General features: G+C 49.9%; 16 protein-coding genes, 2 tRNA genes and 1 pseudogene. 4 read left to right on the top strand and 15 right to left on the bottom strand.

The window, feature by feature from the left end:
• The 4 genes and pseudogenes from JDW18_RS08935 to JDW18_RS08920 all read left to right on the top strand — a co-directional run bounded on the left by JDW18_RS08935 (position 1) and on the right by JDW18_RS08920 (position 7,435).
• Positions 1 to 873: a DotU family type IV/VI secretion system protein gene (locus JDW18_RS08935; RefSeq protein ID WP_218243274.1), complete on the top strand. Its 873-nt coding sequence runs from the start codon at positions 1 to 3 to the stop codon at positions 871 to 873.
• Positions 870 to 4,733 carry a type VI secretion protein IcmF/TssM N-terminal domain-containing protein gene (locus JDW18_RS08930; RefSeq protein ID WP_218243273.1) on the top strand — a complete coding sequence of 1,288 codons (3,864 nt, stop codon included), beginning with the start codon at positions 870 to 872 and terminating at the stop codon, positions 4,731 to 4,733. The genes JDW18_RS08935 and JDW18_RS08930 overlap by 4 nt, the downstream gene beginning before the upstream one ends.
• Before the next feature lie 14 nt (positions 4,734 to 4,747).
• Positions 4,748 to 6,316 (top strand): TssA family type VI secretion system protein, encoded by a 1,569-nt coding sequence (locus tag JDW18_RS08925; RefSeq protein WP_218243272.1) that lies wholly within the window; start codon positions 4,748 to 4,750, stop codon positions 6,314 to 6,316.
• Between the two features lie 87 nt (positions 6,317 to 6,403).
• A pseudogene (locus JDW18_RS08920) lies at positions 6,404 to 7,435 on the top strand (IS3 family transposase).
• A 105-nt stretch (positions 7,436 to 7,540) separates the two neighbouring features.
• On the opposite strand, the gene JDW18_RS08915 reads toward JDW18_RS08920, so the two are convergent.
• From JDW18_RS08915 to JDW18_RS08845, 15 genes are all read right to left on the bottom strand, one after another.
• A tRNA-His gene (locus tag JDW18_RS08915) sits at positions 7,541 to 7,616 on the bottom strand.
• A gap of 139 nt (positions 7,617 to 7,755) precedes the next feature.
• Positions 7,756 to 7,831, bottom strand: a tRNA-His gene (locus tag JDW18_RS08910).
• A gap of 67 nt (positions 7,832 to 7,898) precedes the next feature.
• Positions 7,899 to 9,794 carry a SurA N-terminal domain-containing protein gene (locus JDW18_RS08905; protein ID WP_218243271.1) on the bottom strand — a complete coding sequence of 632 codons (1,896 nt, stop codon included), beginning with the start codon at positions 9,792 to 9,794 and terminating at the stop codon, positions 7,899 to 7,901.
• 574 nt (positions 9,795 to 10,368) lie between these two features.
• Positions 10,369 to 10,989 carry an SOS response-associated peptidase family protein gene (locus tag JDW18_RS08900; RefSeq protein ID WP_246610387.1) on the bottom strand — a complete coding sequence of 207 codons (621 nt, stop codon included), beginning with the start codon at positions 10,987 to 10,989 and terminating at the stop codon, positions 10,369 to 10,371.
• 584 nt (positions 10,990 to 11,573) lie between these two features.
• Positions 11,574 to 11,825, bottom strand: a complete 252-nt coding sequence (locus JDW18_RS08895) for a translation initiation factor 1 (RefSeq protein ID WP_218243270.1) — start codon at positions 11,823 to 11,825, stop codon at positions 11,574 to 11,576.
• Between the two features lie 85 nt (positions 11,826 to 11,910).
• Positions 11,911 to 12,312 carry a crAss001_48 related protein gene (locus tag JDW18_RS08890; protein ID WP_246610385.1) on the bottom strand — a complete coding sequence of 134 codons (402 nt, stop codon included), beginning with the start codon at positions 12,310 to 12,312 and terminating at the stop codon, positions 11,911 to 11,913.
• A gap of 16 nt (positions 12,313 to 12,328) precedes the next feature.
• Positions 12,329 to 13,246 carry a Gp49 family protein gene (locus JDW18_RS22560; protein WP_246610383.1) on the bottom strand — a complete coding sequence of 306 codons (918 nt, stop codon included), beginning with the start codon at positions 13,244 to 13,246 and terminating at the stop codon, positions 12,329 to 12,331.
• Between the two features lie 45 nt (positions 13,247 to 13,291).
• Positions 13,292 to 13,777 (bottom strand): hypothetical protein, encoded by a 486-nt coding sequence (locus JDW18_RS08880; protein WP_218243269.1) that lies wholly within the window; start codon positions 13,775 to 13,777, stop codon positions 13,292 to 13,294.
• Positions 13,765 to 14,400 (bottom strand): lysozyme, encoded by a 636-nt coding sequence (locus tag JDW18_RS08875; RefSeq protein WP_218243268.1) that lies wholly within the window; start codon positions 14,398 to 14,400, stop codon positions 13,765 to 13,767. Before JDW18_RS08875 ends, JDW18_RS08880 begins: the two co-directional genes overlap by 13 nt.
• On the bottom strand, positions 14,397 to 14,663 hold the full coding sequence (locus tag JDW18_RS08870; protein WP_218243267.1) for a hypothetical protein: 267 nt from the start codon (positions 14,661 to 14,663) through the stop codon (positions 14,397 to 14,399). Before JDW18_RS08870 ends, JDW18_RS08875 begins: the two co-directional genes overlap by 4 nt.
• A gap of 48 nt (positions 14,664 to 14,711) precedes the next feature.
• Positions 14,712 to 15,125 (bottom strand): DUF4376 domain-containing protein, encoded by a 414-nt coding sequence (locus JDW18_RS08865; protein WP_218243266.1) that lies wholly within the window; start codon positions 15,123 to 15,125, stop codon positions 14,712 to 14,714.
• Positions 15,122 to 15,421 (bottom strand): hypothetical protein, encoded by a 300-nt coding sequence (locus tag JDW18_RS08860; RefSeq protein WP_218243265.1) that lies wholly within the window; start codon positions 15,419 to 15,421, stop codon positions 15,122 to 15,124. The genes JDW18_RS08865 and JDW18_RS08860 overlap by 4 nt, the downstream gene beginning before the upstream one ends.
• A 2-nt stretch (positions 15,422 to 15,423) precedes the next feature.
• A complete protein-coding gene (locus JDW18_RS08855; protein ID WP_218243264.1) occupies positions 15,424 to 16,119 on the bottom strand; it encodes a hypothetical protein in 696 nt (231 codons plus the stop codon).
• Positions 16,119 to 16,322, bottom strand: a complete 204-nt coding sequence (locus JDW18_RS08850; protein WP_218243263.1) for a hypothetical protein — start codon at positions 16,320 to 16,322, stop codon at positions 16,119 to 16,121. The genes JDW18_RS08855 and JDW18_RS08850 overlap by 1 nt, the downstream gene beginning before the upstream one ends.
• Positions 16,322 to 16,852 (bottom strand): hypothetical protein, encoded by a 531-nt coding sequence (locus tag JDW18_RS08845; RefSeq protein WP_218243262.1) that lies wholly within the window; start codon positions 16,850 to 16,852, stop codon positions 16,322 to 16,324. The genes JDW18_RS08850 and JDW18_RS08845 overlap by 1 nt, the downstream gene beginning before the upstream one ends.
• Between the last annotated feature and the right edge of the window lie 2 nt (positions 16,853 to 16,854).

Below are 16,854 nucleotides of genomic sequence, written 5' to 3'. Positions count from 1 at the left end.
ATGACTTTGACAGACGCCTTTGCCCCCATCATCGTGCTGGTACTCGAAAACTTGCGCGAAGCAGCTGAAGCATCAGGCACAGAAGCACGGCAGCCTGCGGTGCCAACCGCAATCACACAGCCCAGTGCGGGTCTTGTTCAGCCCAGCACCATGCTGCCTCTGCCAGGTCAGTCTCAGTCGGAGCCCTCTACACCTGCTGCAACGTCCCCATCGATCTCCCCACTAGGCCCCCGTACGGAGATCCGCAATACTCCAGCAGATCTAGCCGCACAAAATCTGTCAACCCAGCTCCGCGAAGAGATTTCCAGCGCACACCTGAAAGCCATTCGCAACGGCATCATGCAAAGTGATTTCGACAGCGCTTTGTTTGCGATTGCAGCATGGGCCGATGAAAAGCTGCGAGCTGGAAAATGGCCAGGAAGCAGTCGCTGGAATCGATATTTGCTGCAAAAACAGTATTTCGAGACCACCACCGCCGGTGTGGAATTTTTCTCTCGACTTGAGCAAATTCCTCGCAGCAATCTTCAAGTCAGAGAGGTCTTCGCCCTCTGCATGGCATTGAATTTCAGTGGCAAATATCAGTATGAGCGCGATTTACGAAGCCTTAAAGAGCTTCGCTCCCGCACACTTCAATGGTCAATGCCAGAGTCTGATGAACTGACAGGCTCAGACCTCCAACTGTTCCCCCAGGCCTACCCGCAAACCAATCCCAGTGCCGTCAAAAATACTGACAAACCTGGCTGGGCTCTCGGATTTTCACGATTGACCGCAGGATTGATTGCCCTGCCTCTTATAGCTCTGATCATTTTATCCATTGCCTACTACGTCAGCCTTGCGCAAATGACAGCAAACTTGGAAGCGAAGATTCTATGAATTTACTTCGCAAAATTTTATTACTCACCATAGTATTCATATTAATTGGACTTCTCAGTTGGGCTCTTGCTTTACATCAGGGCTGGTCCTTATGGAGCATTGCAGTAATTTTGACTGCAACAGTCGGAATTTATTTAACTTTTATTTTCGTAAAAAGATTATGGATATGGCTTCGTGCAAGAAGTCAAATTACCAAGGTTAAAAGCTCACACACCACATCCACGACCAATGCACTCTCTCTTAAAGAAAAATGGAAGAATTCAATTTCTCTCATTAAAAAATCCGGATTAAAGCGCAAAGGGAATCCCGTAGATGCCTTACCTTGGTATATGGTTATCGGGCATTCTGGCGATGGAAAAACAAGTGCATTGGCTCGTTCGCGTCTTTCACTGCCGATCATGCAGAAACGAAAGATGGATGAAATTACCAGCACACTCAATTGTGACTGGTGGTACTTTGAAAATTCAATTGTTCTTGATTGTGCTGGACGCTATGTCGAGTCTGATGGTAACGAAAAAGACAGCCAGGAATGGGATCTCAACCTAGACCTGCTTGCCCAATTCCGTCGCAAGGAAGGTTTAAATGGTTTAGTCTTGGTTATTAGTGTCGAACGCCTTCTCTCCCCCAACACACAAGGAATTGAAGATGAAGCACTTTTCTTGCGCGGAAGAATTGAGCAGCTAATCAGGCTTTTTAATAAAAGATTCCCAATTTATGTGTTAATTACAAAATGTGACCAGATATATGGATTTGAAAGCTGGATTCACCACCTTTCAGAAAATCAAATATCTCAAGTCATGGGATACACACAAGCCGACCTTGACAATGAGATTGATACAGAATATTTTCTAAATGAAGCATTCTCCAGCATTCTTAGCAGACTTAAACAATCACGCATAAAGTTGATTGACAGCCATCCAGAAATGGCATCTAAATTATTAATTTTCCCGGCCGAGCTTGAAAATATTCATCCTAAATTAGAAATATTTTTAAATGCTTGCTTAGGTACAAATCCATATTTAGAGCTTCCTCTTCTACGTGGAATTTTCTTTTCTAGTTCACGCCAAGATGGTGGAGCAAAATCTCAGCTCCTATCACAGATATTGGCTGAGCCCAAACATGAAGAAACTCATACGGGAATTTTTCTACGAGATTTTTTTGATAATCTCCTCCCTAAAGATAAAAGCATATCCCAGCCTGCAAAAATAAGAAATTTCTGGTACACCATCACACACAATATTGGTATAGCTGCATGGCTATTGCTGATACTCTCTATTGCAGCAATATTAACAATATCATTTGTTCGCAATATAAATACAGTAACCGCTGTTCAACACAGCTACCCTGCCAATATTCAATGGACTGGTAATTTATCAAAAGATTCCTTAACTCTTTTAGAAATAAGCAAATCCATTGAAGAACTAGAGAAAAATAACAATCATTATATTTCAAGATTTTTGGCAGACCGTAGCACTCTCGCGACCTTGGAAGAAGATCTTAAAAATAACTATCAAGAGCTCTACAACAGATATATTCTGCCTTCCACTGAAGGAAGCTTCTATAAACATGTAGAAAAATTATTAATTAATGATCCAAATAAAGATTTACCAATATTAATTCTCAGTCAAATTCGTTATACCAACCTTATTCAAGCAAAAGTTCATGGGGCTGAAATTAGCGATCTGGAAAGTATGCCTCGCATCCCCTATGATGGCTCTCAAGAGCAATCTAAGGATGCTGTCAAACTTCACAACAATCTAGTTGATCTATTTATCTCGCACCTTGCTTGGACAGAAAAATCTTCTCCCAAGCTAATAGAAAGACTTGGCAAAGAACAAAGTTCTTTGCTGCGTATATCCTCCCAAGGGCAGCCATTTTCTTGGGCTCCTCCCCTAGTGAAGCGTATTCATCCAGAAATACCAGATATAAAACTATCTTACTTTTGGGGAGGGAATTCAAACCCTTCAGAAAATCTGTCAGACATAGAAATACCTGCGATGTATACGAGAGCAGGAGCTGAAAGAATTTCATCTTGGATTCATGAATATTCAACAGCAAGCAACAATGGCCCAAAATTCTTGGGTGACAAGGCAATTTTTAATGAGTTGTACTTGCAATCCAGATTTCAAAGCTGGAAAAATTTTATTGCACGATTTCCTGAAGGGGAGCGACTTCTTAATGGAGAGAAGCAGTGGCGCAGCCTATTAAATGAAATCAATGACGACAACAGCCCTTATTTCAAATTAATTGATGTTCTCAAAGATGAGTTTTCTGATGTCGATTCTTCATCATACCCAGAATGGCTAAAAATTGCCATCTGGTTCTCAAAATTACGCCAAGAAGAAAAGACAACCAAAAATAATGGAGAAAATGGTCAATTGATATCTGCCATCAATGCCGCAGGAGGCAAAGCCATACGACAAACCCTCAGCGGTAATCCTCATCAAGGAAAGACAACAATTAATGATCATATTGATGAAGTCACCACACTGAGAACACTGATTGAAAATGTCAACACGGCAGCCATACAGGCTGCTGCTGGCCCTGGAAGTGCTTATCAAGCAGCAGTAGATCTTTATGCTTTTGGCATTGATACGAATGCCGAAAAGGAATCACCTCTTACATTGGCTCTGAAAGACTTTGAAAAATTGCGAGCCATGCATCCACCATTAACACCAGACCAAGAGGACATCTGGAAGCTCATTGCTGGCCCAAGCCATTTCACCATGCGATATATGAATCAGCAGGCAAGTTGCTCTCTGCAGTCAGAATGGGAATCGCAGGTTCTCTGGCCCATGCAGTCTGTTGGGAGCACAGAAGAAGCTGTAGACCTGCTGTACGGAATAGATGGCTCTGTTTGGAAATTTACGGATACCTTGGCAAAGCCATTTCTTGTACGGTCTTCTACGAATTTCAGCCTTCGCACAGCATTTAATAATAATTTCCCTTTAACTCAGGGTTATATTTCAAACCTTAATACTTCTATTGGGAAGAGAATAGATCAGATTGTTTTACAGCAAGAATCCGCACTCAAAAAACAGAGAAAATTAATAGAGCGGCAGGAACAACAGCAACAGCAAAAAATTCAATCTATTTCAGAGAAACAAAAAAAATCAGATATTGAAAGTATTCTTGCTGAGCAACGCATAAATCTGGATAATATTAAAAATTCAAAATTTCTGGTGCAAATCACAGCTCAACCGACAGGTGTTAACAAATCTTCCGCTGCACAACCGTACCAAACAACACTCAGTATCCAATGCTCAAAAAATACATTTACTCTTAATAACTTCAATTTCCCTGTAACCACAAATTTCGAATGGTCAGCCTCTGATTGTGGCGACACTTCATTGAAAATCAATATTGACAATATTGTTCTTGAGAAAAAATATATAGGCCCCCTTTCTTTTGTTGATTTTTTGCAAGATTTTCGAGATGGTAAGCATATATTTAAATCAACTAGTTTTCCAAGACAAATGAATCAGCTTGAAAAGCTCAATATTCAGGAAATATCTCTGAGATTTGATCTAGAAGGTACTACAAAAATTATTTCAGCAGCATCTCAAATAAATGAAATAATTAAATCAATTGAGCAATCCAAAGATAAATTACAGCAAGCTCAGCAGAGCATTTTATTATCTGAGATGAAAAGTAGTGACGAGATCACACCGGAAAATGAAATCTCAGATTTTTCTCGACGCCCATTCTCTCATATTTTAAAAGATGTAGCTTTACCTCATCAAATTGGAGTATGTTGGAAAAAGCAATCCATGGCTAGCTCGGCCACTCAATCACTTCAGCAAATGTTAAAATCCATGTCTGGTGACAAAATACTCTCCTCACGACCTGGATCTTTATAAAACACAGGGTTATTATGAGTAGTTCCTATGCCGAAGCTTTTATTAAAAATATAGATGACCTGGAACCTGCGGGTACAGATGTTCGCTCACTGCCTCAGTACGAAACCCTGCAAGCAGAAATTGAAAAGCTATCTAATCCCCATAGTAATGGAAGCCCAGACTGGACCGTTGTAATAACACTAGCACAAGATTTACTAAAAAATAGCGGAAAAGATATTCTTATTGGAAGCTATCTTGCGCATGCCCTTACCATCAAAAATGGAATAGAAGGTCTATTTGACGGATTGAGCGTAATCCATGGTCTGATAAAAAATTACTGGGAAACCATGTATCCATCAGTCCGCCGCTTACGTGGCCGTAGCAATGCAGTTCAGTGGCTTGTCGATAGAACTGAAAGTCTCTTTAATGAAAATGAATTTATTTTTGAGCAAGAGTATCCAGCCTCTCTCATTGATGGAATTAATAAAATAATTAATGGAGTAGATGCTTCATTAGCATCCTATATTGGAGAAGAATCACCTAACTTCTCCTCCCTCAAGAGACACTTACAAAAACTCAGATCGCACCCTGAATATACGCAAAAATCACAAATAATTTCAAGCGAAAAAATAGAATTCGATCACACAAGTGATTTATCATCAAATTCCGATAAAAATAATAACATTAATTTAATTTCAATTGACAAATCTCTCATCTCCAAGGAAAATTTAGATTTAGCACTACAAGATATTAATAAAAATATAAATGCAGTATCAGATTTTTTTCTGGAAAAGGAAATTTCCGATGGAAGATCATATTTATTCAAACGATTTTCAAATTGGTCAGAAATTACATTTACCCCTCCTCATAATGATTTCATATCTGCAGTTCCTGGACCTTTAGATCAGCAAATCCAAATATTGCGATCCCTCAGGGAAAACAAAAACAATATTGATATTATAAATTTTACTGAGTCAATTATTTCTACACATCCGTTTTGGCTAGATTTAAACTTAGCATGTGCAGAAGCTTTAATGAGATCTGGTGAAGCTTATCAGCAAGCTCTCCATGAAGTAGGCTGTGCGACCTCTTGGTTTACTCATCGCTTTCCAGAAATATCCAGCTTAAAATTTAGCTCAGGAGTCCCATTTGCGGATGAAGAAACAAAAAAATGGATTTCATCACTCGATACGAATATTCCGCCCTCAAAAGATTTAGAAAAATCTTCATCCATCGATGAAATCCTTTCATTCGCAAGAAATGATGATGATCTCACATCTGTTATTTTTTCCCTAAAAAAAATGACGAATCTATTTGAATCAGGAAAAATAAATCCATCAGAGTTACTTTTATCAAAAATAAAAATATGTGAAATAATCTTAAAAAGAGGCATTAATGCAAACTTAAGTGCATTAGCTAATGATATTATAAATACTGTTGAGAGGCATGCTTTAGAGAGTTGGGATAAAAACCTTGCATTGCAAGCACTGATTGTTTCCTATCAGATATATTTTAAAATTGATGATTTTGAAAAAATAAAAAAAACAATTGATAAAATATCAAGCATTGATACTTCTAGTGCTTTTGAGCTTCTTACCATTTAAATTCTTTTAAAATTTCAGAATTAATGGTAATCCCCCCGTAAATCCAGTGCCCTGAGAAGTAGAGACTCTCACAGGAGAATCTCTACCATGAAGAAATCACGTTTCACCGACAGCCAGATCATTGATGCACTCAAGCGAGCAGAAGCTGGCCTGACGGTTCCAGAGCTCTGCCGGGAACTCGGCATCAGCTCGGCAACGTTCTACAAGTGGCGAGCCAAGTTCGGCGGCATGGATGCCTCGCTCATGGCCCGCATGAAAGAGCCGGAGCAAGAGAACCAGCGACTTCGCAAGATGTACGTCGAGGAGAAACTCAAGGCTGAGATCGTCTCGGAGGCTCTCGCAAAAAAGTGGTGAAGCCATCTCGCCGACGCGAGATGGCTCACCAAGCAGTGCAGCGGCACGGTATGTCGATCAAGGCGGCCTGCCAGGCGTTTCAGATCAGCCAAGCCTGCTATCGCTATGTGGCTCGCCGCAGCATGGAGGACGATGAGATCGCCCAGTGGTTGCTGCGCTTGACGGACAACAACCGCAACTGGGGCTTTGGCCTATGCTTCCTGTACCTGCGCAATGTGCGAGGCTTTCTATGGAATCACAAGCGTGTTTACCGTGTCTACCGGGAGTTGGAACTGAATCTGCGTATCAAACCCCGCAAGCGGTTGGTGCGAGATAAGCCTGAGCCACTGACGGTTCCCGAAACCTGCAATGAGGTCTGGTCGATGGACTTCATGCACGACCAACTTGAGGGCGGGCGCAGCATCCGGCTGCTCAATGTCATCGATGACTTCAACCGCGAGGCGCTAGGCATTGAGGTGGACTTCTCACTGCCAGCGCATCGTGTGATCCGAGTACTGACGCAAGTCATAGCCTGGCGAGGCAAGCCCAAAGTGATTCGTTGTGACAACGGGCCGGAATACATCAGCGCCACATTGCTCAATTGGGCTCGCAGCCTGGACATTCGCATTGAACACATCCAGCCTGGAAAGCCCCAGCAGAATGCCTACGTGGAGCGCTTCAACAGAACGGTTCGCTACGCAGTGGATGTGGCGCTACAACCATGAACGCCCAAACATGGCCTTGGGCGGCATCACCCCGAAACAGCGGCTGGCCATGGCCGCATAGCTCTACTTCTCGGAGCGATGGAATTCGGGGGGATTACCGCAATAGAAGCAAATATCAAGCACCAAAAACAAAAACGCCTCACACAAGGTGAGGCGTTTTAATATTTGGGGTGGCTGATGGGGCTCGAACCCACGACAACAGGAATCACAATCCTGGACTCTACCAACTGAGCTACAGCCACCGTAGAAGCATCTATTGTACTTCAATTCATACCGCAAAAAATCAAATTTAAGAGCATGAAACGCTGAAAGAATAAGGGCTAGAGCACATTAACTCTTTCAGAAATAAAAACGCTCTGCATGCAGAGCGTTTTTGAAATCTGGGGTGGCTGATGGGGCTCGAACCCACGACAACAGGAATCACAATCCTGGACTCTACCAACTGAGCTACAGCCACCGTAGAAGCATCTATTGTACTGCAGAAATCAGCCCGAAAGTGAATTCAGGCCGATTCATCACAGCAATCAGGGACGAGGAACCTTGATCTGAACCTTGAACTCTTTTTTCAGCAGCTCGTAGTAGGCCATGACTTCAGCCATGGAAGCCCATTGTGTGAACTGTGACTTCTGCTGCTCCACCAATTGAGGCTCGGCCGCAGGGCGCTGGGCAATGCGATTGATCTTGACAACCGCATAACCGGCTGAACCCAGATCAACACCTTCCCAGGCTGGCAGCGTTTGAGTGGATGCACGCATGGCAGCATCCAGCACTTCGCGTGGCAAGTCCTTGGCCTGGTCACGGCCCACTTCCACTGCTGCAGGCAACTGAGCGGTTTCAGGCTTGGACTTCCATTGCGCCAGCTTGGCCTTGCCTTCTTCAGCAGCCAGCTCTGCAGCCTTCTTCTGGGTGTAGAGCTGCTTGAGCTTGTCACCCACTTCATCCATTGCCAGCGTACGGGCAGGCGAATACTTCACCACACGCCCTGCGACCAGGCTACTTGGCGCTAGTTCAACTGCATCTGTATTGCGCTTGTTTTCCAGAGCGTCTGTAGAGAACAGCGCTTCCAGGAAACGTGTGTTGGCCATGGGGCCTTGCGCGCCTGCAGCAGCCTGACGTGTCACATGCTCTGCCTTATGGATAGTCAGCTTGAGCTTGTCTGCCACAGGCTGCAAGCTGTCGGACTGTTCATAGACACCGTTGGTAAAGGCTTCTGCCACTTCGGCAAATTTGCGCTGCGCCTGCTGTTGCTTGAGATCCGCTTCCAGCTTGGGACGCATTTCTTCAAAGCTTGGCACCTTGGGTGCCTTGATGCCAGTCAATTCGATGATGTGATAACCAAAATCGGATTCGATGACATCGCTGACCTCGCCTTCCTTCATCTTGAAAACGGCGTCTTCAAAAGGTTTGACCATGGCACCGTGACCAAAGAAGCCGAGATCGCCACCATTGGGGGCCGATCCTGGATCCTGAGATTCCTTCTTGGCCACTTCCGCAAAGATTTTGGGGTCCTTGCGCACTTGCGCCAGCAATTCAGCGGCCTTGGCCTTGGCTTTTTCGCGCTCTGCCGCAGGTGCGTCCTTGGGTGCATTGATCAGAATATGGCTGGCACGGCGCTCTTCGGGGCCAGCCAGACGCTGCGCATTTTCCTTGTAGTAGGTACGCAGGTCATCTTCGCTCAAGGTGATACCAGCAGCCACGGAAGCCAGGTCCAGCTGCACGTATTCAACAGTGGCCTCTTCAGGCTGCTTGAACAAAGCGGTGTTGGCTTCATAAAAAGCCTTCAGCTCTGCTTCACCAGTCTGCACCTTGGAAGCAAATGCCGCCGAATCAAAGCGCGCCACCTGAATTTCACGACGCTGATACAGCGCATCCATTGCTTGCTTGAGCTGCGCGTCGGTCGAGAAGCTCGTAGCCGTTACGCTGCCCAGCACTTGATTGAGAGCCAGCTCTTTGCGCAGATTGGCTTCGAAGCCTTCGGGCGTCATACCCTGAGCGCCGACCAGAGCCTTATAGGCTTCTGCATCCAGCGAGCCATCGGGCTTTTTCAAGGCAGCAATCGCAGGAATATCCTGCAGGGTGCGCACCAGCTCGGCATCGGTGGTGGTCAGGTGCATTTTTTGTGCAGCTGCCGCCAGCACGCGGTCGCGCACCAGCTTTTCCAATGTGGCGTAACGCGCTTGCGGAGAATCCAGCAGCTTGGCATCCATGGAGGGATTCTGGGCGCGCAGTCGGTCACTCTCCGCGCGGTGCGCGTTGTCCCAGTCCTGCTGGGTTATGTCATGCCCGTCCACACGAGCCACAGCGTGGCTTGATTCGGTAAAGTAGTTCTGGTTGACTCCAACAACCACAAAAGACGGAATGATCAGCAAGAACAACAAGATCATTACGAACTTGGAATGCTTGCGGATGGATTCGAACATGGTCAATCTTTCTGCAGCAGCAAAAATAAAGGCGAACTCACGTTCGCCTTATCAACAATGGTGAAAGCCGTGCGACCCGAATGCGCCACAGTCCGGGCCTCTACAGGGCATGAATGCTCTACAGAACTGCCATCCAACCTCCACCAACAGGGTTAGGCTAATCCTGACCATTCTAACTGTGCAGGCCCAACTACCGCGCTGCATGGTGGCCATGTTGCACAGAAATACCCTGCCTGCGCCAGCAAGCTCCGGGACAAAAAAGAAAAAGGGCTTAGATTTCTCTAAGCCCTTTTTTAGTTTTTAAGTGGTGGGTCCTGACGGTCTCGAACCGCCGACCTACTCCGTGTAAAGGTTAATTTTTATTTTTAAAAACAACAACTTATAAGTCACACCTGCTTTTCTAACCTACCGAATCAGCCACTGTCTGCTTTAACCAACTATAGGCCGCTACAAGCCGCTTGCGGCAGTTCATATTCATACTCTCTACAGATATGAATGATGGGCCATCAAGTGCATCAAACTGCCGCTCATAGACATCCATATCATTTTGTTGATAACGTGTGGATACGTGTATTTAGCATAGGCTTTTTTGAACAGCGCCAAGTCCCGACTCGGGCGCACCAACCAGCGCCTCTGCCCCCGGCAATCTGATCAGCCCAGCGGCTTCTGCCACCGTCCCATTCAGCCACTGGTCCCAGTCGCCCTCTTCAATCGGCACCACGGTGCGCTTGTCCTGCAGGTCCAGCGGCAGCGGCGCTTTCGTTTCTGGGTCCAGCTCCGGCTTGTGCATCCGGTTCAGCAGACTGTGCGCGTTGCAGTTCTGCGTGAGCATGGTGAAGTTCGGTACCAGCTCGCCTGTGTCTGGGTCTGTCCACTCTGACCACAGGCCGCCCAGCGCCCAAGGCTTGCCGTCCGAGCGGCTGAACGACCACCAGACATTGCTGCCACTTTCCCAGTTTGGCTCAGTGAAGCTCCAGGCTGGAATCAAGCAGCGCTGGCCAGCACGCCACGGGCAGCGAAACGTCCACTTGCTGTCTATGCCCTCGATGCGGGCGTTATTCGTGCTCATGCGCCGGCCTTGGCTCGTCAGTGGAGTGCGCCCGGTTGACCGTGGCGGGATCATTCCCCACTGCCCTACTTCCAGCACGCCGCCAGCCTTGATGTAAGGGGCCAGCGCCAGGGGCGTGATCGCCACCTACCATCATCGGTTGGGGTTCTGGCGACCGATCCGAAAGTGGCGCTCAATCTCTATCTCAGCCGGGGTGTTGTAGCGATTGCACATGAGCACATGCTAACAAGTTAGCGACCCAACTAGCTGTATAGATATACAGTTAATTAGGAGAAGTCATGCACATCGAACATCACTATCAATGGCGCTACAAGGACCGACTCGGTAAATGGCAAACAACAAGCCACCTGTGCTCCGAGCAAAGCATCAAGAAGATGCACCCCGAAGCAACTCCAGTCACTGGAACCCTGCGAGTTACCGAGGTAGCAGACACGCTGACGGAATACTGGGAGCGGACGAGACAGTGCACAGCTGTTGGAGGTCCGGCACCTGACAAGCGTAACGATGATTCCCGATGATCACCCCACGCTTCTGTGCACGCCTGGGCGTTACGGTTTTCCAAGGGCGCGCATCCTGCCAGGCAGCGCCAGCGACTACACAATAGAAGAACCCCACTTCAACTGGTTCATTGTGATGGCCAGCTGTGGTGGGGTCATATTTATGGGCTGGGGTCCAGTGAGCGTTGTGCGTTCTCCTGCCCCATTTTGACGTTACACGCAGAACTGCGCTTTGCCATATTTGGCGAGTAGCTCAGCAATTAACTGCTCATCATCACTATGCTTAGTTTCGTTCTCGGAGACTCTTGCAACTCCAATTGCAGGAGCAACAACCTCCCGACGAACAGTCAAAACAGCATCAGGCGGACAGCCGTGGTTGTCTTTCGTACCGTCGTCATAGCGTGCATTGCCAGCAACCCAGCCAGTTTGGGTTAGGTGCATTTCCTGCATTTCATCACTCAGCATTTGTAGCCTTTCATTTGCGAGCGAGAAATGTAACAAATTTCACTACAACATCGTCAAGGATATCGCTCGATGCCGGATCGGCGCTTTAGAAATTGGCGATTCGCTCGCCCAGGATGGTGGACAGCTCAAACATCACATCGGCCTGACGCCTCATTCGGGCACGCTCAGCCTCTGGCAACTGGCCAAACAGTGAATTACGCTGAATGAACTCGTCCAGCTTCGTGATGCGTATATCCAGATCCTGCTTTTCGTCCAGCACGCGCTGCTGGTGGGGCGGCAGAGTGCCGGTGTTTGCAGCACCACCATTGATGCAGTGCTCCAGCATCGCCTTGGCCTGGCCGAAGTTCAAAAGGTTGGTCCCCGTTGGACTCATGCCGACATGGGGCGAGCGGGTGAACGAAATTCCGCCATCTGGCGCGAAGTCTGCAGGCAGCGGCCAGCACAGGAAACGACCCACCATCTGTTCAGTGATTGCTGTTTTGCTCATGGCTTCGTCCCAGTCGTTACTGGTTGTTGAGTTGCTTAAACAGGGCATAGCCTTCCAGCTCCCAGAGCTTGTCGCGTGCCTTGCCTTCGCCCTGCTCGCGCGCGTACTTCATGCCCTTGGCGGCATCGAAGTTTTCAGGACTCACACAGGCGCTGTGCCCAGTGGTTAGGTAGAAGCGGCCCAGGTAGGCGTGGGCAAAGGTGCTGGTGGTGCCCTCGGGTTGGTCATAGACCCAGACCAGCTTGTCCATCAGCGCCTGAATCTGCTCGCCCGCCACACTCGACCCGTCCACCGCTGCGGCTTTGGCCAATGCATCAGCCTGCGGGCGAAAATCAGCCATAGCACTGGGCGAACCATTGCCGCTCGAACAGGAAGAACAAGGCGCGCCGCTCAATACTGGGACTTTGTAACGGTCGGTCTTTTCATCCCAATCTAGCGCCTCGTGGGCATCCCAGAAAATAACGCGCATTGCAGCAGAGTCTTCTAAGCCCAAACGCGCCAACGCGTAGTGATACAGGCATTCCACTGAATGACGAGAGGTCTGCGCACTGATTGGAGTAGGACTCAAGATTGCATCAGCCGTGGACTGAATGAATTTGCCGATGGTTTTGCCATCCATTTGCCGCTCAAACAGACGTACTGCAAGTTGATGCACAAGTGAATGTTCCAGATCGCGGCGGTGATCACGGGGCTCCACAGAACTGACCGAACACGGCCCGGCCCCGGTCTTGAGCTCCAGATCGCACAGCTTCTTGAGAACCTTGTCGCCAATCTCCACTAGAGGCAAGACCAGCAGCGCGGAGCTGAAAAGCGCGAAAAGCATGATGTCCCCCACCTTGGTTGATGCGCCAAACAGGCGATAACCGAAGAAGACCAGAAACAAGACGACCAGCAAATAGAGGATGGCAGTGGCGTGCTTTTTGAGAAATTGCATAAGAGCTCCAAGAGCCGGATACCGTCCGGTGGCGGGCCGGATGGCTTAGGGTTGATTGGGGATCACTGGCCAGGCCGCGCGGCAGGTTGCTGCATCAGCTGCGTGTCCATCAGCTCGTGCTGCCAGTTCCGTATATCTTTCGCTGCACTGTCCGAGTAGCTTGTTTGCGGTTGCGGCGTACTCTCTGACGGCGGCGGCGGGAGCGTCAGCAATTCGCTGCTCGGCATCGGACAGTTGCTTGCGCATGCCGTCACGCTCGCGGCGAGCGCGATCAGCAGCAGCTTGCAAAGTAGCTTGTTTTTTGATGGCATCGTTGAGGGCTCCTTGGTAGGTACCGGCGATCAGCTGACCGACCTGGGCCACGCGAGCATTGGCGGCGGCGCGCTCGGCGGTGACTTGTTCGCGATAGGTGCTGGCCTGCAGGCGCTCGTCGACCAGCTCGGCACCAAGGCGCGCTGCCTGGAAGGACCACGCCAAGGCAGCGCCACCGGCTGCAGCGGCCAGGGCCGTGTAGATCGTCAGCCGCGCCATGACAGCCCCCACTCGCACAGCTCGGCATTTGCATCGCCGCGAGTCTTCAACCCTGGTAGCACCACAGACGCCCCGTTGACAGTGCCCTTGTTCCAGCGGATGTTTTCGCGGCAGGCCTTCACCCAGTTGCCAACGTTCGCATCCCGGCGCATGGTGCTGGTCTGGAAATTGCCATCACCCTTGTTGTGCAGGAAGTCGTAGAACGTGGCTTGCTGGAAGGGGTTGTATGTGGACCAGTAGGTAAGCGAACGCTTGGCGATCACCTCGTACTGCACATAGCGCTTCTTCTCCAGACGGAAGCACTCTGCGGGGCTGTACCACTTGCCCGCGATCACATCCTTGCCGGTCAGCCCGTTGCAGACTGTCAGCGGCTTACCCTTGCCTACCTTGTCCACATAGGGCGTGCCAATGTGGCGATTGCTGGACTCGTAGAACGCGGCCATCACCATGGCGATACGCATGCCGTCCGGCATATCCGGGTCTGCGGCCACGGCCTGGATGTACTGATTCGACTGGGCCTCTGCAGTCGCGGCTTGATCGATGTAGTAGGAGCCTCCACCCAGGCCCGTGAGGATCAGCAGCGCGCCAATGCTATTGCGCAGCAGCGTGGGCACATTGCTCATTTTCCACTCCCATCCAGCGGGGCTGGGCATGTTGCGTTTGCCTCCAGCTCGCGGCGCAGCAGTTGCTTGCGCATGCGCTTCATGGGCAACTCGTGCCGGATATAGCCATAGAGCTGGACCAGGAGCCAAGCCGCAGAAAGCAAGCCGACCGCCAGATTGACGAAGCCCAGAAAGGTGCCTATCCCAAGGAACGCGGCCAGCCAGCTCATCACTGACTTGAGCGTGAACGCTTGGTCCGGCTGGAGGACGAATTCGTTTTTCATGCCCGGAGTTTTCCGGGGCTGGCTTCAGAGGTCGAACCCTAGAGGGGGTTAGCCTGCCCAGCCTTGGCTGATGTCATAGGCCGCCACCGCAGCCAGATCAGACAGAGCATCGATAGCTTCGTGGTGGGCGCGCTCTGCAGTAAACGAGTCCTGCACATGCCGCGCAATGGCTGTGGCAATGGCTTCAACATCATCGACCGAAATGCTCACCCAGCCGCTGGCCGCCTTGAAGTCCACTGTTTCGATGCCTGCTCGTCGGGCGTTGGCCACAACTGTGGTGATCCGGTTCTGGTCTTCTGTGCCTGTCAGAACCTGCATGCCGTTGAGCGTTATGCCGCCTGTCTCCACTTCCCAGCGCTTTGCTGTCGCGCGCGTCTTGAGCTGATCCTTTGCAGCCTTCAGTTGCTCGGCAGCGGTGAGGGTTTTTTGAAGCTGGCTCCAGTCGATGTTCCCGATGCTCATACAGGCAACTCCACAGGGCCATCTTCCGTGACGTGAATAGGTGCTGGAAAGCGCGCCGCTTCACTTGCACCCGGCTTATGAGGAAATCGCAAAATAATGCTAACTACATCGGCGTCACACGAAACATCGCCACTGAACCAGTCCGATTTGATTGCTGTATGTGGCAGCACATCACCATTCCCCAGCGCGCGAAAATCGAACTCAATGCCATTGACTATCAACACTGCCCCGCGTTTACTCAAAGAGAGCCCAAGCTCAGGTGCGCAAACGGGGGACAGATGAATCAAAAATCTCATACTTAGCTCCAATACCCAGCGGCTGTCAGATCGAGATTTACAACATCGCTGGCGCCGATCCCCCCCTCGGGCACATACACCAAAAAACCGACAACGCCAGTTGATTGACCGTATGTGATGATGTTCAGTGGCTTGTAAATTGCCGCACCTCCTTCGACAATCTGCGCAGAAATGCGCGCATTACGCGAGAAGAAAACGGGGAAATTCCAAATCCCTTTCAATGTGTTCGCAGTATCGAACCCACACACAATTCGTTGCGTGCAAATCAGCATGCCATCTGCGAATTTTGAGTAATCGCCGTTCGAGTTACTGCCGCGCTCGATCACCCCTCCCACCCCTACGATGCCCGTAATTGTGCTCAGCGGTTGCGTGCCAGTGTGCTTGCTGCGGTCGTTGCTCGCGCTGTCCCCGATGTTGGCCAGCTTCACGCGCTCGGCATTCGTGTAGTTGTTGTCGCTCAGGACTTTGCTTCCGTCCTTATCGACCTTATTGGTGGACTGTGCTTGCAGCTTCCCCAGTGCCTGCAGCACCGTGTCTGCCGCCGTAATCCCCGCGTTGTTGTTCGTCACCAGCCCCTGCAGCACGACCGCCAGGGCGTTGGCCAGCGTATCGGGCGGCAATTGGTCGCCCGCAGGCAACTCCTGCAGGCGATTGGGCGTTACATCAGTGCGCAGCGTGAGCGGGCGGCGGTCGGTCATTACAAAGGCACCTCTACAACAGCTCCTGCGGCCTGATACACGGGCAGCACATAGCCTTGAATCTTGGAAGTCAGACTGATCAGCACAAAGGTCTGATTCGTTTGGTAGACAGGCAGGCTCTGAGCCACCCCGGCAAGCACATCACCTGCGGGGAGTTGCTGGGTACGCCCGCTGATGCGGACGAGAGGCCTGCGCGTAGCCATCAGAGCACCACGTAGCCCAGGTCATCCGTGACCAACTCTGTCGCGCTCTTGGCCACGCCCAGTTCTTGGCAGAGCTTGCCGGTGTTGGCCGTGTCTGCGGGATCGAGCGCGGCAACGATCACACCGCCCGCCGTGCCAAGCCAGTAGCGCGCGCCCGGCGTCAGTCCGGTCAGCGCCGTGTTAGTGGTGTCTAACGGGAAGACCGTGGCCGCGGCGGCATTCGCAACAGCATCCTTGACGTAGCCGTCAGCTTGGCGGCCATTGCTGTTATCCGCCAGACGCACACCCAGCGCGCCAGCATTGCTATAGAAATTGACAAACTTGCCCGCGCCGATGGCTTCGCTGGCTGCGGCAATGATGGTGTTGGCACCAATACCCACCGGCATCAGGGTAGCGTCCAGACGGCCATCGCTGCCGGTGGCCACAATCTTTCCAGCATCCGCCGCGCCAGTCGAAATGACGAGGGCGAAGAGTTGCTTGGTCTTGCCCGCGACACGGGCCAAAAATCCTTGGGTTGCCTGCGTTGCCATGG

This window comes from Comamonas fluminis (assembly GCF_019186805.1).
Taxonomy (GTDB): domain Bacteria; phylum Pseudomonadota; class Gammaproteobacteria; order Burkholderiales; family Burkholderiaceae_C; genus Comamonas; species Comamonas fluminis.
The sequence above is the reverse complement of the archived record's forward strand: the minus strand, read 5'-3'. Positions and strand labels throughout refer to the sequence as shown.